Source organism: Zhouia amylolytica AD3 (assembly GCF_000511935.2).
GTDB classification, from domain to species: domain Bacteria; phylum Bacteroidota; class Bacteroidia; order Flavobacteriales; family Flavobacteriaceae; genus Zhouia; species Zhouia amylolytica.
In genome coordinates, this window is the sequence record NZ_AYXY01000013.1 from 90,098 (window position 1) to 111,343 (window position 21,246).

A 21,246-nucleotide genomic window follows, 5' to 3' on the forward strand; every position below is an offset into this window, starting at 1 on the left:
AAATAACTTATTAACATTTATGTGGTATATTTTTTACGCCTTACCAGGTTGAAAATCCACCCGAACAGTAGGAGTAAAACAATGGGAGCCCCTATGTTTACTACTTGCCACAGCTTTTTTTGTTCAACAACTTTCTCAGTGTCTAAAAATGCTAAGGCTACTTTCTTTGATCGAATGTTTATAAGTCCGCTGTCATCCAGCATGTAATTAACGCTATTTAGTAGAAATTCTTTGTTCCCGTAGAAGTTATTGGTCCATTTATCATACCCGAGTTCTAAAGGTCGCCCATTACTTGTCTGGTTCTTGATGAGGTCCCCATCAGCCACGACTAACATTTTCGTATCGGTACTCTGATCTTTCGCATCGGTAATTTTAAGAGGCTTTACACGATTTTGATAAGCAGAACTAAATGTACCTTCTAACAATACTGCTAAAGTCTGGTCTCCGTCATTATAGGTGTTTTTATCGGGTTGTTTTCCAATGATGTCTAAACTAATTTCACGCGGTGTGCCGTCAGTTTTAGAAAGTGGAGAACTGCTCAGGAGTATTGTTTTCTTCGTACTGCTTTTTAAAGTATCTATGTTATTGGCAAACTGGAAACGTAAAGCTTCAATGTTATTGTTGATGGGATGATTGTTTTTAGAGAAAACCATTGGTGAATAAAACCATGGTAAAGGATTGTATTGTGAATCATTGCCGGCTCCGGTAGCTAATACAATTTGAGTAAAATACAGATCATTGACCAGTACCGGATTGATACGTACCCCATAGTTGAAAAACAGGTCGTTTAAATTAAGATCCCTCGGAAATGCAATAGTCTTGCCCTGATCATTGAATAAACTATCCAACTCTGCCACTGTTTGATCGATAAGCCAGATAGATTTACCTCCATGCATCATGTATTGATCAAGTACGTACTTCTCTTCTTCACTGAATTTTTTTGTAGGCTTGGCTATAAGTGTAAGATCAAACTGCTGGAGTTGATTTAATGTTTTCTGCGGACTGTCAACTATAGAATCTAAGGTAATTGGTGCAATCCTGTAATAATCTCTTAACGTAGTTAAAAAATCTGCCAGGTAAATATCATCTAACTCTCCATTGCCCTTTAACACGGCAATCTTTTTCTTTTCCTGAATGGTCAGTTTCTTGAAGGCATCTGAAAAACCATATTCCAAATGTTGAACCGAGTTATTAACCCGCTCTTCTGAGGAAGCCCCCAGTTTACTTTTTAATAAAGAAACTTTAACTGATTTGTTTCCCAAATTGGCAACAGCCCAGGGAAAAATGAATTCCTGAGATACTTTGCTGCCTTCACTAACCGTTACATTTAATGGAGTAAGACCCAGTTGTTGTAAATTGGAAATTGTTTCGTTCTGATTAGACTCCCCTTCCAACGGGTCGACAAAACTAAACTTTATGTTTGGGTTAATAGCAGCAAACTCCTCTAATAGTTGCCTTGTTTCTGTTTGTAGTTTTTTAAATTCTGGCTGCAGATCACCGGCTAATAGAATATCTATAATCACCGGTTCATTTAAAGTGTTTATAATCTTTTTTGAAGCTTCAGAAATAGTATATCTATGGTCTTGGGTGAGATCGAATCTACTGTAAAAGCGACCCGAAATTAAATGAACAATTACAAGAATGATAACTGTTAGAAAAATGGTTTTGTTATTTTTTTTATAAAAGCTCAAAATTCACATTATTTATTGGTTATTCTTAGCGAGGTTAAAACAATAAAAAGTGTGCAAACACTCAAAAAATATATAATATCTCTCGAATCAATGACTCCTCTGGATATACTGTCGAAGTGGGCTTTCATTCCAAAACCCGAAATGAAATAAGCAATACTTCCAAACAAATTCGAAATTCCTTCAAAACCGTAATACAGGAAGAAAGAAATAAAAACCGCTACAATAAATGCAACAATTTGATTGCTTGAAAGCGTAGAGGCAAAGGTGCCCACAGCCGTGTATGAGGCCATTAAAAATAGCAGACCGAAATATGATCCCAGAGTACTACCCATATCTAGGTTCCCAACTGGATTACCTAGTTGCCATATGGTGATTACGTAAAGAATAGTTGGAATTAAGGCAATAACCGCCAGTAATAAGGCAGCAAAATATTTACCCAGAACAATTTCTAAAGAGCTTAACGGTTTTGTTAGCAATAACTCTAAGGTTCCTAATTTCTTTTCATCAGCAAAACTTTTCATGGTAATGGCTGGAATTAGAAAGATAAGGATCCACGGAGCCAATTGAAAGAAACTGTTCAGGTCTGCAAAACCATTATCGAAAATATTGAAATTACCTTTAAAAACCCATAAGAATAGTGCATTGAGTAACAAGAAAACACCAATAACCAAATAAGCAATAGGTGAGGCAAAAAAACTTTTTATTTCACGTTTTAAAATAGCTGTCATATTATGGTAAACTTACAATTTTATGAACACTCCACGCTGCTGGTTTTGCATTAAACCACTTTTTGGTGGTTGCCCAAACTCCTTTAAAAAGCGAAGAGTTACGGTAATTTTCTAAATCACTTTCTTGATCCCAATAACTATAGGTAAAGAAAACATTCGCCTGGTCGAGGTCTTGGTACAACTCTAAAAAACGACAGCCTTCAAAATTTCGTATATGTTCTTTGTTTTTATCAAAGAAAGACAAGAATTCATTAATCTTATCTTCTTCAAAGTGCATTTTTACAATTCTTACCAGCATATAATTTCAGTTATCTAACCTTCAATAAATTTAATACTCACGGTATCGCGATAGTCAAGACCTAATAGGGAAGAGGCACCACCAACGGTATTAAGATTACTTCGGTATATAGCTATTTCTATATTATTTTGGGAGTTGAATATAGCTAATTTTTTTCCATCGTAATCCCGTTTATTATCGTCAAGATCAAAATTCACCAAATCGCTGTACTTGTCATAAATAGTGTTGAACTTATGATTACGGGCAGATAGTTCGAACTTTCTGTTTTGACGAATGGAATTAAATAGCTTTTTAGAAATGTTGGTAACGATATTACCGTAATTGTCTATATAAATAACATTACCGGATATCTGGGTTTCATCAGCGCTAACTATCGGCATTAATTGCTTGATAGGTTTTAAACTCGTAGTTAGTTTGCCTATCACTTCCAAAGTACCTCCCCTGGCTATATGAGCAGCAACCTTAACAAATACATCAAGTACCGGAAAAACACTCTCAACACGATCATGGATATTGATCTCTACAATCTTTTCAGGATTAAATTCCGAAGACAAAAGTGTTATGATTCCGTTGTCAGCACCAATAAAATAATGTTCGTTAAGCTTCACCGCAATATGTTTGTTCTCCGGGTTTAGTTCAGCATCAACCCCTATAATATGGATGCTGCCTTTCGGAAAGCTTTTATACGCATTTTGAAGTACATAGGCCGCTTCCTGGATATTAAATGGATTGATGTGATGGGTGATGTCAACAATTTTTAAATCTTCAGATTCGCTATAAATAGCTCCCTTAATCGCTCCAACAAAGTGATCCTTCTCACCAAAATCGGTTGTTAAAGTAATAATGGGCATTGAATAACTGTTGATATTTTGTTAAATTTAAAAAGCTTAGAAACCCAAACATATCATATTGATTTGTACATTTATCTAATACGATAATATCTGAACCACAAACCTACTAAAAAAGAAACTCATTACCCATATTTGATGATTCACTTTTTTACCTTAAAATTGATAAACCAATTATTAACCACAATTCAGTAGCTTTTGAACGAACTTATAATCGAATTAACAGAGATAAGCCCAAAAGGCTTTTTTGGAACACAAAATGCCAACATTGAACTTCTAAAGAAATATTTTCCAAAACTCAAGATCGTTGCCAGAGGAAATAAAATCATAACCTATGGTGATGAAGAAATGCTGGAAGAGTTTGATAAACGAATGGATATGCTGGTCACGCATTTCGGTAAATATAACAAGCTCGATGAAGATACCATTGAACGTATTTTATCCAGTACAGATTTAAATGGTGTGGAAGAGGCAGAGAGCGAAGGCAAGGTGTTGGTTCATGGCGTAGGTGGGAAATTAATACGAGCCAGAACTCCAAATCAAAAAAAGTTGGTGGATCTTATGAGTAAAAACGATATGGTTTTTGCCATAGGTCCGGCGGGTACCGGGAAGACATATACCGGAGTAGCGTTAGCTGTTAAAGCCTTGAAAGAAAAACAGGTAAGACGAATTATATTGACAAGACCTGCCGTAGAGGCCGGAGAGAATTTAGGTTTTTTGCCTGGTGATCTAAAGGAAAAATTAGATCCCTATATGCAGCCGCTGTATGATGCCTTACGCGATATGATTCCAGCTGAAAAATTAGAAAACTATATCGAAAAAGGGATCATTCAAATAGCTCCTTTAGCTTTTATGAGAGGACGAACCCTCGATAATGCTTTTGTGATCTTAGATGAAGCGCAGAATACTTCCCACTCGCAAATGAAAATGTTTCTTACCAGAATGGGTAAAAATGCCAAGTTTATGATAACCGGCGATCCTGGACAAATAGATCTTCCCAGAAGAGTTATTTCAGGACTGAAAGAAGCGTTATTAGTGTTGGGAAATGTGAAAGGTATAGGGGTAATATACCTCGATGATAAGGATGTTATTCGTCACCGATTGGTGAAAAATATTATTGAAGCCTATAAAAAAATTGAACACGATAATGAATTTTAAATAAGAGATATAAAGCGCGATTTGGTAGATTGTTTTTCGTAAATCCCTTGTATCTTTGCAATCAAAATTCAACACAACTTTAATGAATAATACAATTACAAAAACTAATTTTCAATTCCCTGGCCAAAAAAGTGTATATCGAGGAAAGGTAAGAGAAGTGTACAACATCAATGACAATCTGTTAGTCATGATAGCTACCGACCGAATCTCTGCCTTCGATGTAGTGATGCCAAAAGGAATTCCTTATAAAGGTCAGATCTTGAATCAAATAGCTACAAAATTTATGGAGCAAACCCAGGATATTGTTCCGAATTGGTTGGTGGCAACACCAGATCCTAATGTAGCTGTAGGTCATTTATGTGAACCTTTCAAGGTAGAAATGGTAATCCGTGGATACCTGTCAGGACATGCTGCCCGTGAATACAAAGCAGGAAAAAGAACCTTATGCGGGGTGGCAATGCCGGAAGGGATGAAAGAAAATGATAAGTTTCCTCAGCCTATAATCACCCCTGCAACAAAAGCTGAACAGGGAGAGCATGATGAAGATATCTCTCGTGAAGAAATTTTGAGCAAAGGAATTGTGGCTAAAGAAGATTACGAAATCCTCGAAAAATATACGCGTGAGTTGTTTCAAAGAGGCACAGAGATAGCTGCTGAGCGAGGACTGATTTTGGTTGATACCAAATACGAATTTGGTAAAACCAAGGATGGTAAAATCGTTTTAATCGATGAAATTCATACCCCGGATTCTTCCAGGTATTTTTATGCAGACGGTTATCAGGAGCGCCAGGACAAAAATGAGCCTCAAAAACAGCTCTCTAAGGAGTTTGTAAGACAATGGCTTATAGAAAATGGCTTTCAGGGTAAAGAGGGACAGCAAGTGCCTGAAATGAGCGATGCCTATGTACAAACAGTATCTGAGCGATATATCGAACTATATGAAAATATAATGGGCGAAGATTTTGCGAAGGCTGATGTATCTGATATAGAAGAGCGCATAACGAAGAATGTGAAAGACTTTTTAGCGTCCAGATAATATTTCAATCTTGTGATCATACCGAAAAGGCCGTTTTTTAAAAAACGGCCTTTTTTTTATGCCCAGAGACCGGGTAAAGCTTAGGTGATCTGAATTGAAGAACCCCTAAAGTTGTGTCCGGATTTTTTAATTAGGTTTATTGGTGTTTTAAGCAACCCCATTATATGGTTAAGATGCTCTAGGCCCGGTGCAAAGGCATAGATAAGGTATGGTTAAAGCATAGATAAGGTATGGTTAAAGTAGCGCTTGAGTAATGAAAAGAGATGTAGGGCTTAAAAACTTTGGTTATGGATATAACTGTTTGTAATTAGAGCTTGTTAGTATGTGCTAAGGTTTCCTGTAAAAACAATTTTAGGGTAGGTGAGATGCAATAAAATAGATCAATCTCAAAAGTTGTGTCTGGATTGAAAAATAGATTAAGATCTTTGTACAATAAATAATAGTATAGGATTTATAGACTGCTTAAGCCTGATATTACCCGAAGTATTAACTACCTGCTTCAATCTGGTTTCGCCCCAAACCGATCAGGGAACACTTTTTCGTATTTGGAAGAAAAATGATTTAGCATATATGGTACTTGTCATTCCGTTCCTGTTAAAGAGTCCATTAATATAGTAACTGAAGCCGGACCATTTTGTACCAATGTCAAGCCGCACCCAATGTCATTCCGCATTCATTGCAGAATCTACTTTTCACTCCCACCTGTCATTCCGCACTTGTTGCGGAATCTCTGGATGCTATGCTTAATCCCTTATTCTTTCAATAATCAATCACAATTTTTGTGTAAAAACAACTATTAGGTATGATCCCTTTCAGGTATGTTAACGTAAAATCCTCTTGTTATGATCGTCTGGTTTACCGAAATATTTGATCAATGAAAAAGCGAAAGTCTAAATGATTTAATACAAAAAAAGCCAGAACAAATTGTTCCGGCTTTATAATAAGTATTTACGTAGCGAGGACGGGATTTGAACCCGTGGCCTCCGGGTTATGAATCCGACGCTCTAACCAACTGAGCTACCTCGCCTGATCCTTGCCAAGCAAAGTCTGATAGACTTTTTTGTGCTTAGCGGGTGCAAATATAGAAACTAATTTTACTACCACAAATCAAAAATTGAAAAAAAATATTTTTTCGGAAAAAGTATTGCCATTTCAAAGAAATAAGTATATTGTCTTTTTAAATTTAAATGTAATAATTCATGCAAGATAAAGTAAAATACGAACTTGAATTCCCCATACACTCGTCACCGCAATTACTGTATCAATATATTTCTACACCTTCAGGTTTGTCTGAATGGTTTGCTGATAATGTTAACTCCAGAGGAGAGATGTTTACCTTTATTTGGGATGGCTCTGAAGAGCAGGCTAAGCTCTTGAAAAAGAAGAATGGAGTGTTGGTTAAGTTTCAGTGGTTGCAGAATGAAGATGATAGTTATTTTGAGATGAAAATAGTAGTTGACGAAATAACCAAAGATGTCTCACTAATTGTGACGGACTTTACTGAGGAAGATGAAGTGGATGAAGCTAAAATGTTATGGGAAAACCAGATTTCAGATTTGAAACATGTAATCGGTTCAGTTTAATTTAAAGATTCATAAACTATAAACTATATTTGTGCCTTGATTCATTCAAGGCATTTTTTTATGATTAATTTTAACGGAGATATATTAGCAAACGAGAGTAAATTTTTAAACCATAACAATAGGGGGTTACGCTATGGTGATGGTTTATTCGAAACTTTAAAAGTAGTAAATGCTAAAATCCTTTTTTGGGAAGATCACTACTTTAGACTCATGTCCTCAATGCGTATTTTGAGAATGGATATTCCGATGGAATTTACTTTAGAATTCCTTGAAAAGGAAATTATCAGTTTGATTAAAACAAATCAACTGGAGAGTACGACGGCAAGAGTGCGATTGAATGTCTTCAGAGATGCTGCCGGATATTACCTTCCGGAGAACAATGATGTAAGTTATGTTATTGAGGCAGTCGAAATTGAAAACCCATTTTATGTGATTGATGAGTCGCCTTACGAAGTAGAGTTGTTCAAAGATTATTATGTAGAACCTGGCTTATTATCAACTCTGAAAAGTAACAATAGAATTATTAATGTTGTGGGAAGTATTTATGCCAGTGAAAATGAATATGATAATTGCTTGCTGGTTAATAATAACAAGAACGTGGTAGAGGCATTAAATGGAAATGTTTTCTTAGTAAAGGGGAATGTGATAAAAACCCCTCCGATAACTGATGGATGCTTGAACGGAATAATGAGAAAACAGCTTATGAATGTCTTGGAGTCGGTGGAGGAGTGCGAACTAAAAGAAGAATCCATTTCACCATTCGAACTTCAAAAAGCCGATGAGCTATTCATTACGAACGTAATTACAGGTATCAGACCGATTACAAAATACCGTAAGAAGCAGTTTGAAATTAATGTAGCTAAGAATATAATAGGGAAGTTAAATGTGAAGGTGAGACTTTCCTAATTCAAGTTTGGATTCTCAGGAGCATTTGACCATATAAGATAATCCCCGCCAAGTTCAACCATTTTTTCTTTCCAGAAATAACTGGCCGATTTATTGATGACATTACTTTTGTATTTGTTTTCTGTAACAATCCAGGAATTACCGGTAAGTTCTTTTTCTAATTGAAAGATTGCCCAGCCTGAATATCCAAGGAAAAAACGTATTTCAGATTCTTTAATACGACCATCATTGATAAGATCAATGATCTTTTCAAAGTCTCCACCCCAATAGATTCCACTGGATATTTCTACACTTCCCGGAATTAAATCCGGTACCTTGTGTATAAAATATAGGTTATCCTGTTCGACAGGACCTCCGTTGTATACCATGAAATTTTTCTTAATATCGGGAATCAGTTCATTTAACCTGAACTCGAGGGGTTTGTTTAGGATAAAACCAATAGAACCTTCTTCATTATGTTCAGCCAAAAGCACCACAGATCGATTGAAAGAAGCGTCTCCAATTATAGATGGCTCGGCGATGAGTAAATGTCCTTTTTTTGGCTTTAAGGCTACCATTGGCTAGTTTATTTACTCTTAAATTTAATTAAAAAATAGCCAAGTATCAAAATTTGGGAATGAAAAATAATTCAAAACACAAAAAAAAGCGCCGAAATGGCGCTTCAAATGTTCTGTATTCTGATGTTCGTTAGTTTACAGCGCTAGATAAATCTGCACCAGCTTTAAACTTAACTACATTTTTAGCAGCAATCTTGATTGTTTTACCAGTTTGTGGATTTCTACCTTCTCTTGCTGATCTTTTAGATACTGACCAAGAACCAAAGCCTACTAATGAAACTCTACCTCCTTTTTTTAAAGTACCTTCTACATTACCTAAAAATGATTCTAATGCTTTTTTAGCTGCTGCTTTCGTGATACCGGCATCAGCTGCCATAGCATCGATTAATTCTGTTTTGTTCATAATTCAACGAATTTAAAACTTACTTGTTGGTTAAACATTAATTTTAATTAGCCTATACAAATTTATACGGATTATGCAATCATGCAAGTAATATCAAGGGAAATCGGGTATTTTGTTAATAACTTCGGCTCTATTGTTAATAAAGTAAGCTTTTTTCGACAAATTTTGCTTATCTCGCACTGTATAAGGCTTTAGCGAACGTAAGCATCGCTTTTTATTTCATAACCATTTAAAACATCTCTCACATTCATTTTCCGTTTCCCGGGTAGTTGAACCTCATTTAAAATAATATATCCATTACGGACTGCAACTTTAATACTATTCTTTGTAAGAGATAGCGTTCCTGTTTTATCTTCGTGATCTATGATTTCTTTAGTAGCATTATAAATTTTAATGAATACTTCTTCTTCACCATTGTAAAGCGTTGTCCATGCAGCCGGATATGGACTTAAGCCTCTGATAAGATTATATATGGAGTCAATAGAAGCTTCCCAGTCTATTTTACAGGTCTCTTTATGAATTTTATAAGCCACCTTCAAAGGCTCATCTTCATTTTGGATCCTGGTGGATATTTTGTCTTCTTTAATACAGTTAACGGTTTTTAAAACCAATTGTGCACCTGTAAACATAAGTTTATCATGAAGCATACCTGCAGTTTCCTCAGAACCAATGGATACCTCTTCCTGAAAAATCATGGCACCTGTATCTATCTTCTCATCTATAAAAAAGGTGGTCACCCCGGTTTTAGTTTCACCATTTATAATAGCCCAGTTAATTGGGGCCGCCCCCCGGTATTGAGGTAATAAAGAAGCATGTAAGTTGAAAGTACCGTAAACTGGCATTTGCCAAACAGCTTTTGGTAACATTCTAAAAGCTACCACCACTTGTAAATTGGCCTCTAGAGACCTTAACTCGTTCAGAAATTCTTCGCTCTTCAGGTTTGTTGGTTGCATTACGTGAAGACCCTGCTCAACGGCATACTCTTTAACCGCAGATTGATGTAACTTTCTTCCCCTTCCAGCAGGCTTGTCAGGGGCCGTAATTACCCCAACGATATTATAATTATTTTCTACTAAAGTTTTCAGGGTTTCTACCGCAAAATCGGGAGTCCCCATAAAAACGATTTTTAAATCTCTTTCCATTTTAAATAGTTTCTGGTTCAAAATTATTTATTTGAACTGATATTCATTCCTTTCGTTTACAATTATTTTTTCATCTTCTAAAAGTATCTGTATGGCACTAAGGATATATTCTTCCCGAAAGGTTAATTGGCTATTAATAGCTCTGGAGGATAACGGCTTTTCTTTTAGTAATTTAATGATTTGTTCTGCCACAATATCCAAAACTTCATTCGAGGCTCTCTTGTGTTTTTTGGTAATGCAATAGGAACATATACCACAAGGTTGTAAATTAGTTTCTCCAAAATAAGTTAGTAACTGAATACTTTTACATTGATCACTAGTGTTACAATAATCAAATACAGCTTTTAGTTTCGTTGCTTTTAACTTGTTCTGACTTTTAATATCCTTGGCAATGACATTAATGACCCGGTCGTCTTCACGGGGAACTAAGAAGGTTATTTCAGCATCAGTATTTTTAGCTTCAAGGTTGATAATTTCATCTTTATGTAACTGCTGTAATACTTGCATCACATCTGCTTCAGAAGAAGCTGTTTTTTGAGCAATGAGAATTGTGTTGATTTTTGTTGGCAGATCAAAAATTCCTCCATATGTTCTTAAAATGGCCTGAACAATAGTTTCAATTTTAGGATACTTATCTAAATATGAAAATAACCTGTTAGAGCTTACCTCGAACTGTAAAATAACTTTATTCCTGTACGATTCTGTGAAGTTGATAATAGATTGTCTGTCGAGCGTTTTTAGGCCGTTATAGGTCAATAAACCATTCAATTGATAGATATGACAAAACTCATTAAAATTAAATGCGAAACTTTCCTCTCTGTCTTCCCCGTAACCGATTTGAAAATAATTATTCAGTTTCTTATATAATAGCTTTAAAAAATTGCTGTCCGGAAATACTTTAACGAATTGCTCTTCAGCCTGAAGTTCGTCAGCCTTATTTTTTAGAATTACTGCAAATGATTTCTTGCCATCCCTTCCTGCTCGCCCGGATTCCTGATAATAATTTTCAATGCTGTCAGGCAGGTTTAAGTGAATTACTGTACGGACATCCGGTTTATCTATCCCCATGCCAAAAGCATTGGTGGCTACCATTACCTGAATTTGATTGTCGAGCCATAACTTTAGTTTGTTTTGTTTTTCGTCCGAAGAAATACCACCATGATAAAAAGTAGCTTTGATACCTTGATTGTTTAAAAAATCAGCAAAATTGATAGTTGCTTTTCTACTGGTTACATATACAATTGACGATCCTTTGTTCTTCTTAAGGATAAGGCTGAGTTTATGTCTTTTATCTTCTTCCTCAAAAACCATATAAGCAATGTTCTGACGAGAAAAAGAACTCTTTACTCTTTGAACCGCTCTCAGGTTCAGGTTTTGGACAATATCTTCTTGTACCTCTGCGGTAGCCGATGCAGTTAAAGCGGCGATTGGAATATGAGGGAACGTTTCTCGAAGCCACACACAGTTTCTATATGCAGGTCTGAAATCATGTCCCCATTCTGATATACAATGAGCCTCATCAATTGCGATAAGATTCACAGGCATTTGTCTTATACGTTCCTGAACTAACTCCTGCTGTAAACGTTCAGGCGAGAGATAAAGAAATTTGTAATTGCCATAGATGCAATTATCCAGTAGAGCATCAACCTCCTTATATGATAATCCACCGGTTAAGCCGATGGCTTTTATGTTTTTGTTTTTTAATTGATTGACCTGATCTTGTATCAAGGCGACCAAAGGAGATACTACAATGCAAATCCCTTCCTGCACTAAAGCAGGAACCTGAAAACAAACAGACTTTCCACCACCTGTAGGCAATAGGGCAAGCGTGTCGTGTTTATCTAAAAGGTTTTTGATGACCTGTTCCTGTGCGGCTCTGAATGAATCAAAGCCCCAGTATTGTTTTAAAACCGTTAAAGGGTCTAGCATTAATACAAGTTGTTGTTTATGAGAGAAAGTTACTAATTAGGGGGCAAGCCTCCCATATTTTTCAGCGAAATTTAATGTAATAATTTCCAGAGCTTAAATAAATTTCTCAATAAAATCAGCCCTTGCTGTAACGGTGCCCGTTGGCACTTCTAAAAGTTGATAGCCAAATTTTTTATACGCAGCTTCCAGGTAATCATGAATTAGTATGGCCTGTTCAAAGTTTTCATAACGTTCATTGTCAGAAATGTAAATCTCTTCCCAAGGAGGTAATAGAAACACCTGGTCATAGCAGTGTTCAGCACATGCTTCGGAGAAGTAAGCAGGGTAGTCCTGATTGGCATAATCCAAATAGGCAACCACATCGGGAATACCTCTATCTAAAAAAACTCGGTTTTCAGGATGATTAGTAGCTTGATTAAATTGCGATATCCTCCCTTCAAGCAGCTTTTTACTAAATAGAAGGGGGTCCTTTAGAAAAAGTTGATCGATTCCTTGTTTTTGTGCCTCTATCGTAACCTGTCTGGATATTTCAGGTAAGCAAATATAACCTCGATCTTTCAAGATATCTACCACAGATGTTTTGCCTGTTCCAGGTCCTCCGGTAATGACAATTTTTTTATGACTCACGTTTCATTTATTCAGGGCTCAAAAATAGTGAAATCTGAGGATAACCTAAAAATTGAATTCTAAAGACTATCTTTGCAAGAAATAATATCGATTAGTTAAGCGTAATGGAAAATCAAGAGAATCGAAAAGCTTTTTACGATAAATTAAAAAGTCGTTTAGAAGAGACTACTAAATGGCCGTCCCTGTATTTATATAAGTTCATAGTGCCTACTGATGAAGATAAAATCAAGGAAGTAGAAACTATGTTTGATAATATGGGAGCGGTAATAAATACTAAAAAATCTACCAAAGGAACTTATACTAGTATTTCAATTTCTTTAAAAATGGAATCCCCTGAAGCTGTAATTGAAAAATATCAGGAAGCGGAAAAAGTAGAAGGAATTATCTCTCTTTAATAAATTGATTTGTTGATTGTATAAAAATTAGTATTTTGCAGTGCAACGTATGATGCTTTCCTGCAAGTGAAATACTGCGTAACTTCATTACATTTAATGCATTAAAAACCAACAATAGTTTTGATTGAAAATTTAGAATATAATAGTGAACGACCAAGGTTAATTATTCCAGAGTACGGACGTCATATTCAGAAACTGGTGGATTTCGCCATTTCTATCGAAGATAAGGAAGAGAGGAATAAAGTAGCCAAGGCTATTATTGGAGTTATGGGGAACCTAAACCCTCATTTAAGAGATGTGGCCGACTTTCAGCATAAGCTATGGGATCAGCTTTTCATCATGTCAGACTTCAAATTAGATGTCGATTCACCTTTTCCAATACCTACCAAGGAGATGCTGGCAGAGCGTCCGGAAGGGCTGGAATACCCTCAAAACCATCCTAAATACAGGTTTTACGGGAACAATATAAAACGTATGATTGATGTTTGTAACGGTTGGGAAGAAGGCGAGTTAAAGCAGGCCTTGAAGTATACTATTGCAAACCATATGAAGAAATGTTTCTTAAACTGGAATAAGGACACCGTTGAAGATGATGTAATCTTTGAACATTTATATGAGTTGAGTGGAGGGAAGATTAACTTGGCCAAATGGGATGAGGATCTTTCAGACAGCTCAAATCTTATCCGTTCCAAACCTAACAAACAGCACCGATCTAACGGTAAAAAGCATCATAAAGGAGGCCGCAATAAAAAACGTTATTAAAAAATCTTTACCGACTTTCTATGGGAACATTTAAAATTGAAGGCGGGCATCAGTTAAAAGGGGAAATAACTCCTCAAGGTGCCAAAAATGAAGCCTTACAAATCTTATGTGCCGTATTACTAACGCCAGAACGAGTTACGATTCACAACATACCCAATATAGTTGATGTAAATAAATTAATCGATTTACTTGAGAATTTAGGGGTTAAAATTCAAAAACTGGGAAAGGGCTCATATTCCTTCCAGGCTGATGATATTAATCTTGAATATCTGGAGTCTGAGCAATTTAAAAAAGACGGAAGAGGATTGCGAGGATCTATTATGATTGTCGGACCTTTATTGGCTCGTTTCGGTAAGGGGTATATACCTAAGCCAGGTGGAGATAAGATAGGAAGAAGACGCCTGGATACCCACTTTCAGGGTTTTATCAAACTTGGAGCTAATTTTAGATATAACCGGGAAGAGTATTTTTATGGTGTAGAAGCTGAGACCTTATCAGGAACTGATATGTTGCTAGACGAAGCCTCGGTAACCGGTACTGCAAATATCGTAATGGCAGCTGTATTGGCCAAAGGGACCACTACCATCTATAACGCTGCTTGTGAACCATATTTGCAACAACTTTGCAAAATGCTCAATCGCATGGGAGCGAAAATATCTGGTATTGCCTCAAATCTATTAACCATTGAAGGAGTTGATAGTTTGGGAGGTACCGATCATACTATGTTACCGGATATGATTGAGATTGGTAGTTGGATCGGATTGGCGGCAATGACCAAAAGTGAGATCACTATTAAGAATGTAAATTGGGATAGTTTAGGAGTTATTCCTGGCGTATTTGCTAAACTCGGTATTACAGTTGAGAAAAAAGGTGATGATATTTTTATTCCAGAACATGAAAATGGATATGAAATCCAAAATTATATCGATGGTTCAATTTTAACCATAGCAGATGCCCCGTGGCCTGGATTTACACCCGATTTGTTGAGTATAGTACTTACAATCGCTACCCAGGCAAGGGGAGAGGTATTGATTCATCAGAAAATGTTTGAAAGCCGTTTATTCTTTGTCGATAAATTAATCGATATGGGAGCAAAAATTATATTATGCGACCCGCACAGAGCAACAGTAATTGGTCATGACTTTAAATCTCAATTGAAAGCAACGACAATGACATCTCCTGATATTAGGGCTGGAATTTCCTTATTAATAGCAGCGCTTTCTGCTAAAGGAACTTCAACCATCCATAATATAGAACAGATCGATCGTGGTTATGAATATATCGATGATCGTCTACGAGCGATTGGAGCTAAGATATTAAGAGTAGATTAATAAAAACTTTAAGGCCTGATGATTTCAAATTCATCAGGCTTTTTTAATTAAGGGCATTCTTATAAACCTCCAGGCATCGTTCTCTGGCAGCCTTATGTTCAACAATAGGCTGAGGATAGCTAAACTCATTGAGGTCTTTTACCCAGGTATTTATATATTTGAGATCTTTATCAAATTTTTTAATTTGTGTAATGGGGTTGAATATTCTGAAATAAGGCGCGGCATCCACCCCTGTACCGGCAACCCATTGCCAATTCCCAACATTGCTGGACATTTCATAATCCAGTAACTTTTGTGCGAAGTATGCCTCACCCCAGCGCCAGTCAATCAATAAATGTTTACAAAGAAAACTCGCTGTGATCATTCGGATTCTATTGTGCATATATCCGGTGTTGTTCAGCTGACGCATACCTGCATCAACAATCGGATAACCAGTTTTTCCTTCGCACCAGGCCAGAAATTCATTTTCATCATTTCGCCAATTGATTCGATCATATTTAGGTTTAAAGCTCTTTGTGGTTGTATGTGGGAAATGATAAAGGATCTGCATGAAAAATTCACGCCAAATCAATTCATTTAGAAAAGTAGTGTCCTTTTCATTTAAGGCCTTTTCTACTAATCTGCGAATACTAACTGTTCCAAAACGTAAATGTGGACCTAGAAGAGATGTACCATCCTGGGCAGGAAAGTCTCTCGTTTGATGATAGTTGCCTATCAGGGAGGAGCTAATATTGTATGGATGTACTTCAATGTTGCTTTTTTTGAAGCCAATATCAGATAAACTTAATTTATTAAAGTCTCCTTTATAAAAATGCTTTGTTACGTTTCCAATCTGGTAATTAGGGATATCGGTATTTGGATTAAAAGTTTCTTTCCATTTCCTCATGTAAGGGGTATACACTATATAAGGATCGCCGTCGTTTTTTAAAACCTCATTTTTTTCGAAGATCACCTGATCCTTAAAGGTTAAAAATTCGACACCATTTTTAGAGAGTATATTAGAAATTTCCTGGTCTCTTTTGATGGCATAAGGTTCGTAGTCGTGATTCGTGTATACATTTTTAATATCCTGGCTCACCAGAAGTGATTGAAATATGTCTTGAGGATTACCATGATAAAGAGCTATACCCGTATTATATTTTTTTGATAACTCATCGTTCAGTACCAGAAGTTTTTCATGAATGAAACTAACGCGAGCGTCTTGATCAGGTAGTTTAACTAAAATTTCTTCATCAAAAATAAATATAGGAAGTACACGCTCATTATTAGACAGTGCTTCATAAAGACCACGGTTATCTTCAATTCTTAAATCTCTTCTAAACCAAAAAAGGGTTACTTTTTCCGACTTCATATATGTGTGCTAATATTTTAATTCTCCAAACAGAGATTTTAATTTATTTTCCCTGTAGTTGAAGATATCCTTAAGTTGTCTCGCTACCATGGGTTGGATGATGTTTCCAAGAAATCCATAAGGAAGTTTGTAATGGATCAGGTCCTCCATAATAATGCCTCCACGAGTGGGTTTCAAAAAGTGTTTATGGTGCCATAAAGCATAAGGTCCAAATCGTTGTTCGTCTACAAAATACTCCCGATCTTTAACATGTGTTATTTCTGTTACCCACTTCATTTTAACTTTTGGGAATGGACAAACGGTATATTCAATGATTTGACCAGGATACATATTGCTTTCCGCTCCGTTTAAAATTTTAAACTGCATATGGTCTGGAGTGATGACACTCAGATTGTTCGGGTCTGATAAAAATGCCCAACCTTCGTCAATACTTATAGTTAATCCTTGTTGTTTATGGATGCGATGGATCATAATCTGTTTAAGTAATTTAAAACAAAGTTAAACAAATATGGTTTCTATAGCTTAAATTATCGTAATTTTAATATAATTTAATAAGGCAAAACATGTTAAATATGTAAATTGCTATAGTATAAATCAACTATTATTAAAAATGAAAAAACTAGCTTTAATTTTATTATGTGCTTTTATGTCAACCTCTTTATTAGAAGCGCAAGTACAAACGCCGGCACCAAGCCCTACTGCTAATTTTGAGCAAAAGGTAGGTCTTACCGATGTTTCTTTAACCTATTCACGTCCTTCAATGCGAGGCCGTACCATATTTGGTAATTTGGTGCCTTACGATAAATTGTGGAGAACTGGAGCCAATGCAAACTCTGTCATAACTTTCTCTGATGATGTTACTGTTAATGGCCAGACACTTAAAGCAGGTTCTTATGCCATTTTTACCAAGCCGGGTAAGTCTTCATGGGATGTTATTTTTTATGCTGACACCAATAATTGGGGTACTCCGGAGAACTGGGATGAAAGTAAAGTGGCGGCTAAAGCAACTGTAGAAGTAATTTCACTACCGTTTGAGGTGGAATCATTTACTATCGATTTAAATAACCTCTCTAATAATGGCGCCTCAATGGGTATTTATTGGGAAAATACCTATGTGGGTGTGCCTTTTGAAGTACCAACAACCAAGAAAGCGATAGCCAGTATAGAAAAAACCATGGCAGGTCCGGGTGCGGGAGATTATTTTCAAGCTGCGGTATATTACCTTCAAGAAGGAAAAGATCTTGATCAGGCAAGTATGTGGATTGATAAGGCAATTTCAATGTCGGGTGATGAGCCACCATTCTGGATGTTAAGACAGAAGTCTCTTATTTTAGCTAAAAAAGGAGATAAGAAGGGAGCAATTAGTGCAGCTAAGGCTTCTTTGGCAGCCGCGGAAAAAGCAGGTAATGCTGATTATGTTAAATTGAATAAAGATTCTCTGAAAGAATGGGGAGCTATGTAATAAGAGCTTTCTTATAATATTTTATTTAGAGATCAACTGGGTTAAATACAGTTGATCTCTTTTTTTTTGATCTCTTTTTACGTGAATTTACCAGCAGTTACAGGGCATACTTGGTAGGTAATCTTCCAGAGAACGGTCAATCTTCGGAATCTTAAGGTTGTACTTTTATAGCATATAATGCTGCTTCAGGCAGAACATATTTTACTGTATTAAGGGGATTGTTTTAGGATATTATAGGGATAATTTGGGGATAACATGGGGATAACATGGGGATAACATGGGGATAACATAAAGGTTAGTACCTATGCTACCTGAAGAAAATAAGCATATTGAAGGATTGTGATCTTAAGAAATTACAAATTAAAAGACCGTTATAAAGTGTATTGGGAAACGAGAATTTAACCCCTGTAAATATGGCTGTTGCTAAGGATGATAGTATGGAGAATTAAAACTATGGGGGGCAAAGCGTTCGAAAACTAAAAAAGGTTGCTTTAGAGGCAACCTTTTTTTTATAGATTTTTTCGATACGTTCTCCGCATGACAAAAACCTGAGGATTGAAATGTTTCCACATGTTTCTGGCTGCCGCATTATCACTTAATTCCGGAGTTCGTATAAAATGATTAACTCCTTTTTCTGAGAATACTTTATAGAATTCATTAAATAATACAGCAGTAATGCCTTTGTTTTGATATTCAGGGTGAATACCAACCAGATAAAAGACAGCGCTTTTACTTTGCTTTTTCGCTTTTAGCAAGTGAATGAACCCAAAAGGGAACAATTTACCTTTAGTTTTTTGTAAAGCTTCAGCAAAACCAGGCATTACAATTCCAAAGGCTATTACGTTGTCGTCTTTGTCAACAACAAACTTTATGTATTCAGGGTTGATAAAACTAATGTACTTCTTTTTGTAAAAGGCTATTTGTGCATCTGTAATGGATACAAAGGAAGATAAATTAGCATAGGCCTGATTGAAAAGGGCGAACATTTGATCTACATAAGGCATTAAATCCTTGGTTTTGGTAAAGTTCAAACCTTTTACACCATAACGTTTTTTAACTAACTCACTGCCTTTGGTGAAGTACTTCGGGTTCACATCATCAAGATAAAATTCACTCTCGTTATATTCTTTTTCTATAACATATCCTAATTGCTCGAGATGATCTTTATAATACGGGAAATTGTACCAGGTTACCATGGTTCCTAAATGGTCAAAACCTTCGGTCATGACACCTACTTTGTCCATATTGGAAAAGCCCATAGGACCTTCGATATAATCCAGGTGGTTTTTTTCTCCGAATGCCTCCACCTTTTTAAGAAGTGCTTTGGTTACTTCTACATCATCAATTACATCCCACCATCCAAAACGGACCTTTTTAATTCGTTGCTTTTCAACTTCGGTCCAGTTTATAATTGCAGCCATCCGGCCAACAGCTTTATTGTTTTTATAAGCTATATAGAAGTGGGCATCTGCCGTTTCAAAAACGGGATTTGTTTTTTTATTAAAGCTTTCCACCTCGTCGGTGATAATAGGTGGGACCCAGTTTTTAGAGTCTTTATATAGTTGAAAAGGAAATTTTACGAACTCGGTGAGTTCCTTTTTTGTAATAGCTTCTCTTACTTCAATCATTGCGTAGTTTAATTGTCTAAACCTTTGAAAGAATTATTCTTTCTTTGTCGTTTTTTTTGTTTTCTCAAAGCCTTTTTTTCTTGTTTGGAAACGTTATCGACTTTTTTAAATTCATCTTCATGATAGTCCAGACGATAAGAAATTCCCATTCCTGCCAAAAATCTGGAAGGTGTGTCTTTCGTGTTCAGCCCTATAGAAAAATCAAGTTGAAGATCCTTGTTAATTAGCGTGGCTCCCCCCAACCTGAAAAGGCCATCTCCATAAGCATCACTTTTAAAGCCTTGATGTTCTGCAAAAATAGAATATTTAGGGTTTTTTAAGGTATGAGTTAAGGTAATAATGTAACTTAACATCGGATCATCTTCGGTGAACTTGTCGTAGATTAGGTTTGAAACCAATACCCAGTTCCAGCTTATATGATTTTGAGTAGCAAGCATTACCTTAGGGCTTACCGTAGATTCAGTAGGGTAATATGGGTTATCCCCAAAATTCATGTTCATACCGGCATATAAGGCCACTGCAGGAATTAAGTCACTCCACTGAGGTCTGTTATTAGCTCGCCAACTGTATAAGTTCGGTTTGTTTGTTTCCGGATTTTTGAAGGGGTCAAAAACCAGGAATTTAAGGCCGACTGTGTTTTGTGTAAAATCCGTCCTACTGTATTTATACGCAGGACTCGTAGAGTTGTCAGTGATATTTTGATTGGTGAAAGTACCATTCCAAATTATTTCGAGTTGTTCGAAAAGAAATCCATAGCGAACAGCAAATTCGCCACTTTTTAAATTTGAACTGGTTCTCAACAGGTCGTGTTCTCTTTTTTCAAATAAAAATCCGGCTTCTCCCTGAATTACATTTTTACCAACCGAAAATGCACTTACGGAATTACCCGGTCTGTTGGAATTTATTACTTCGGTATATTGGGCTTTAGCACTTATAGTGAATAACAGAAAAAAACATGTCAGGTAGGTTAAATTTTTCATTTTTTGGGTTTTTGATCTTTAGAATTTCCTATTCTGTTAACCCAAATATATACGATTTTATTATTTTTTTAAGTTACTATTTCTGTTTTTACGGTTATTAGATTGTATTTTTGATGGTTAAAAAGAAATAATAAATGGATGTTTTAATTGTTTTATTAACTATACTATTGATATACTTCGGTTTAAAAGTATTGGGCAGAGTATTAGCCCCATTCTTGCTGAAATACATATCAAAAAAGATGGAGAAGAAGTTTAGGGAGGGATTTGGTCAATATCAACAGCAGGCAACATATAAAAATGAACAGTATCAGACGAAAGAAGGTGAGACTGTAATCGATAAAAAGCCAACCAGAAATAAAAAAAACACCTCGAAATCTTCTAAAAAAGTTGGAGAATATATAGATTTCGAAGAATTAGACTAACCAAATCAA

22 protein-coding genes and 1 tRNA gene are annotated in these 21,246 nt (G+C 36.0%); 9 read left to right on the plus strand and 14 right to left on the minus strand.

The genetic code is table 11. The features are described 5' to 3' along the window. Positions 1-17: 17 nt before the first annotated feature. Genes gldG through P278_RS03970 form a run of 4 tightly spaced genes read right to left on the minus strand, consistent with a single transcriptional unit; the run spans position 18 to position 3,568 of the window. Entirely contained in the window at positions 18-1,691 is a 1,674-nt protein-coding gene (gene gldG / locus P278_RS03955) for a gliding motility-associated ABC transporter substrate-binding protein GldG (protein ID WP_038262695.1), read from the minus strand. 8 nt (positions 1,692-1,699) lie between these two features. Beyond that, positions 1,700-2,419 carry a gliding motility-associated ABC transporter permease subunit GldF gene (gene gldF, locus P278_RS03960; protein ID WP_038262698.1) on the minus strand — a complete coding sequence of 240 codons (720 nt, stop codon included), beginning with the start codon at positions 2,417-2,419 and terminating at the stop codon, positions 1,700-1,702. Position 2,420: 1 nt separating this feature from the next. Then, the gene (locus P278_RS03965) at positions 2,421-2,717 is read right to left on the minus strand and encodes a putative quinol monooxygenase (protein WP_038262701.1); all 297 of its coding nucleotides are present in this window, start codon (positions 2,715-2,717) and stop codon (positions 2,421-2,423) included. A 14-nt stretch (positions 2,718-2,731) separates the two neighbouring features. Further along, entirely contained in the window at positions 2,732-3,568 is an 837-nt protein-coding gene (locus P278_RS03970; RefSeq protein ID WP_038262704.1) for an SAM hydrolase/SAM-dependent halogenase family protein, read from the minus strand. A 195-nt stretch (positions 3,569-3,763) separates the two neighbouring features. Here P278_RS03970 and P278_RS03975 point away from each other — a divergent pair, with 195 nt between their 5' ends. After that, complete coding sequence (locus tag P278_RS03975; RefSeq protein ID WP_038262707.1) at positions 3,764-4,723, plus strand: PhoH family protein; 960 nt, start codon at positions 3,764-3,766, stop codon at positions 4,721-4,723. A gap of 82 nt (positions 4,724-4,805) precedes the next feature. Beyond that, positions 4,806-5,759 carry a phosphoribosylaminoimidazolesuccinocarboxamide synthase gene (locus P278_RS03980; RefSeq protein WP_038262710.1) on the plus strand — a complete coding sequence of 318 codons (954 nt, stop codon included), beginning with the start codon at positions 4,806-4,808 and terminating at the stop codon, positions 5,757-5,759. 953 nt (positions 5,760-6,712) lie between these two features. Here the strand turns inward: P278_RS03980 and P278_RS03985 are convergent. Beyond that, positions 6,713-6,786, minus strand: a tRNA-Met gene (locus P278_RS03985). 172 nt (positions 6,787-6,958) lie between these two features. Between P278_RS03985 and P278_RS03990 the strand changes: the two genes are divergently transcribed. Beyond that, positions 6,959-7,342, plus strand: coding sequence for an START-like domain-containing protein (locus P278_RS03990; RefSeq protein WP_038262713.1), 384 nt, complete (start codon positions 6,959-6,961; stop codon positions 7,340-7,342). A gap of 60 nt (positions 7,343-7,402) precedes the next feature. Further along, positions 7,403-8,248 (plus strand): aminotransferase class IV, encoded by an 846-nt coding sequence (locus P278_RS03995; protein WP_038262716.1) that lies wholly within the window; start codon positions 7,403-7,405, stop codon positions 8,246-8,248. Here the strand turns inward: P278_RS03995 and P278_RS04000 are convergent. The 5 genes from P278_RS04000 to P278_RS04020 all read right to left on the minus strand — a co-directional run bounded on the left by P278_RS04000 (position 8,245) and on the right by P278_RS04020 (position 12,906). Beyond that, positions 8,245-8,805, minus strand: a complete 561-nt coding sequence (locus tag P278_RS04000) for a YqgE/AlgH family protein (RefSeq protein WP_038262717.1) — start codon at positions 8,803-8,805, stop codon at positions 8,245-8,247. The genes P278_RS03995 and P278_RS04000 overlap by 4 nt on opposite strands. A 130-nt stretch (positions 8,806-8,935) precedes the next feature. Continuing rightward, the gene (locus P278_RS04005) at positions 8,936-9,208 is read right to left on the minus strand and encodes an HU family DNA-binding protein (protein ID WP_038262720.1); all 273 of its coding nucleotides are present in this window, start codon (positions 9,206-9,208) and stop codon (positions 8,936-8,938) included. Positions 9,209-9,399: 191 nt separating this feature from the next. Further along, positions 9,400-10,350 carry a methionyl-tRNA formyltransferase gene (gene fmt, locus P278_RS04010; protein WP_038262723.1) on the minus strand — a complete coding sequence of 317 codons (951 nt, stop codon included), beginning with the start codon at positions 10,348-10,350 and terminating at the stop codon, positions 9,400-9,402. A 27-nt stretch (positions 10,351-10,377) separates the two neighbouring features. Beyond that, the gene (locus P278_RS04015) at positions 10,378-12,279 is read right to left on the minus strand and encodes a RecQ family ATP-dependent DNA helicase (RefSeq protein WP_038262725.1); all 1,902 of its coding nucleotides are present in this window, start codon (positions 12,277-12,279) and stop codon (positions 10,378-10,380) included. A gap of 93 nt (positions 12,280-12,372) precedes the next feature. Continuing rightward, on the minus strand, positions 12,373-12,906 hold the full coding sequence (locus P278_RS04020; RefSeq protein ID WP_038262728.1) for an AAA family ATPase: 534 nt from the start codon (positions 12,904-12,906) through the stop codon (positions 12,373-12,375). A 104-nt stretch (positions 12,907-13,010) separates the two neighbouring features. On the opposite strand from P278_RS04020, the gene P278_RS04025 reads away from it, so the two are divergent. The 3 genes from P278_RS04025 (at position 13,011) to murA (ending at position 15,394) form a co-directional block, all read left to right on the plus strand. Further along, complete coding sequence (locus tag P278_RS04025) at positions 13,011-13,301, plus strand: DUF493 family protein (protein WP_038262730.1); 291 nt, start codon at positions 13,011-13,013, stop codon at positions 13,299-13,301. A 120-nt stretch (positions 13,302-13,421) separates the two neighbouring features. After that, positions 13,422-14,063 (plus strand): DUF4290 domain-containing protein, encoded by a 642-nt coding sequence (locus P278_RS04030; protein WP_038262732.1) that lies wholly within the window; start codon positions 13,422-13,424, stop codon positions 14,061-14,063. 20 nt (positions 14,064-14,083) lie between these two features. Continuing rightward, on the plus strand, positions 14,084-15,394 hold the full coding sequence (gene murA, locus P278_RS04035; RefSeq protein WP_038262735.1) for a UDP-N-acetylglucosamine 1-carboxyvinyltransferase: 1,311 nt from the start codon (positions 14,084-14,086) through the stop codon (positions 15,392-15,394). 43 nt (positions 15,395-15,437) lie between these two features. Here the strand turns inward: murA and P278_RS04040 are convergent, their stop codons facing one another. Continuing rightward, a complete protein-coding gene (locus P278_RS04040) occupies positions 15,438-16,745 on the minus strand; it encodes a cryptochrome/photolyase family protein (RefSeq protein ID WP_038262738.1) in 1,308 nt (435 codons plus the stop codon). Between the two features lie 9 nt (positions 16,746-16,754). After that, positions 16,755-17,219, minus strand: coding sequence for an SRPBCC family protein (locus tag P278_RS04045; RefSeq protein WP_038262742.1), 465 nt, complete (start codon positions 17,217-17,219; stop codon positions 16,755-16,757). Between the two features lie 136 nt (positions 17,220-17,355). Here P278_RS04045 and P278_RS04050 point away from each other — a divergent pair, with 136 nt between their 5' ends. Continuing rightward, entirely contained in the window at positions 17,356-18,207 is an 852-nt protein-coding gene (locus P278_RS04050) for a DUF2911 domain-containing protein (protein WP_038262745.1), read from the plus strand. A gap of 509 nt (positions 18,208-18,716) precedes the next feature. Here P278_RS04050 and P278_RS04055 read toward each other — a convergent pair. Together P278_RS04055 and P278_RS04060 are read right to left on the minus strand one after the other, a co-directional pair. Beyond that, on the minus strand, positions 18,717-19,835 hold the full coding sequence (locus P278_RS04055; RefSeq protein WP_038262748.1) for a GNAT family N-acetyltransferase: 1,119 nt from the start codon (positions 19,833-19,835) through the stop codon (positions 18,717-18,719). Between the two features lie 8 nt (positions 19,836-19,843). Then, complete coding sequence (locus tag P278_RS04060; protein WP_038262752.1) at positions 19,844-20,815, minus strand: transporter; 972 nt, start codon at positions 20,813-20,815, stop codon at positions 19,844-19,846. A 134-nt stretch (positions 20,816-20,949) separates the two neighbouring features. Between P278_RS04060 and P278_RS04065 the strand changes: the two genes are divergently transcribed. Next, positions 20,950-21,237, plus strand: a complete 288-nt coding sequence (locus P278_RS04065) for a DUF4834 family protein (protein WP_038262755.1) — start codon at positions 20,950-20,952, stop codon at positions 21,235-21,237. Positions 21,238-21,246 lie beyond the last annotated feature (9 nt).

What these genes read in the sequence shown, in the direction of transcription:
- gldF (WP_038262698.1), bottom strand. Translation starts at nt 2,419, where the DNA reads ATGACAGCTATTTTAAAACGTGAAATAAAAAGTTTTTTTGCCTCACCT.
- P278_RS04005 (WP_038262720.1), bottom strand. Translation starts at nt 9,208, where the DNA reads ATGAACAAAACAGAATTAATCGATGCTATGGCAGCTGATGCCGGTATC.
- P278_RS03965 (WP_038262701.1), bottom strand. Translation starts at nt 2,717, where the DNA reads ATGCTGGTAAGAATTGTAAAAATGCACTTTGAAGAAGATAAGATTAAT.
- P278_RS03970 (WP_038262704.1), bottom strand. Translation starts at nt 3,568, where the DNA reads ATGCCCATTATTACTTTAACAACCGATTTTGGTGAGAAGGATCACTTT.
- P278_RS04025 (WP_038262730.1), top strand. Translation starts at nt 13,011, where the DNA reads ATGGAAAATCAAGAGAATCGAAAAGCTTTTTACGATAAATTAAAAAGT.
- P278_RS03980 (WP_038262710.1), top strand. Translation starts at nt 4,806, where the DNA reads ATGAATAATACAATTACAAAAACTAATTTTCAATTCCCTGGCCAAAAA.
- P278_RS04015 (WP_038262725.1), bottom strand. Translation starts at nt 12,279, where the DNA reads ATGCTAGACCCTTTAACGGTTTTAAAACAATACTGGGGCTTTGATTCA.
- P278_RS04065 (WP_038262755.1), top strand. Translation starts at nt 20,950, where the DNA reads ATGGATGTTTTAATTGTTTTATTAACTATACTATTGATATACTTCGGT.
- murA (WP_038262735.1), top strand. Translation starts at nt 14,084, where the DNA reads ATGGGAACATTTAAAATTGAAGGCGGGCATCAGTTAAAAGGGGAAATA.
- P278_RS04040 (WP_038262738.1), bottom strand. Translation starts at nt 16,745, where the DNA reads ATGAAGTCGGAAAAAGTAACCCTTTTTTGGTTTAGAAGAGATTTAAGA.
- P278_RS03995 (WP_038262716.1), top strand. Translation starts at nt 7,403, where the DNA reads ATGATTAATTTTAACGGAGATATATTAGCAAACGAGAGTAAATTTTTA.
- P278_RS03990 (WP_038262713.1), top strand. Translation starts at nt 6,959, where the DNA reads ATGCAAGATAAAGTAAAATACGAACTTGAATTCCCCATACACTCGTCA.
- P278_RS04060 (WP_038262752.1), bottom strand. Translation starts at nt 20,815, where the DNA reads ATGAAAAATTTAACCTACCTGACATGTTTTTTTCTGTTATTCACTATA.
- fmt (WP_038262723.1), bottom strand. Translation starts at nt 10,350, where the DNA reads ATGGAAAGAGATTTAAAAATCGTTTTTATGGGGACTCCCGATTTTGCG.
- P278_RS04055 (WP_038262748.1), bottom strand. Translation starts at nt 19,835, where the DNA reads ATGATTGAAGTAAGAGAAGCTATTACAAAAAAGGAACTCACCGAGTTC.
- P278_RS04050 (WP_038262745.1), top strand. Translation starts at nt 17,356, where the DNA reads ATGAAAAAACTAGCTTTAATTTTATTATGTGCTTTTATGTCAACCTCT.
- P278_RS04000 (WP_038262717.1), bottom strand. Translation starts at nt 8,805, where the DNA reads ATGGTAGCCTTAAAGCCAAAAAAAGGACATTTACTCATCGCCGAGCCA.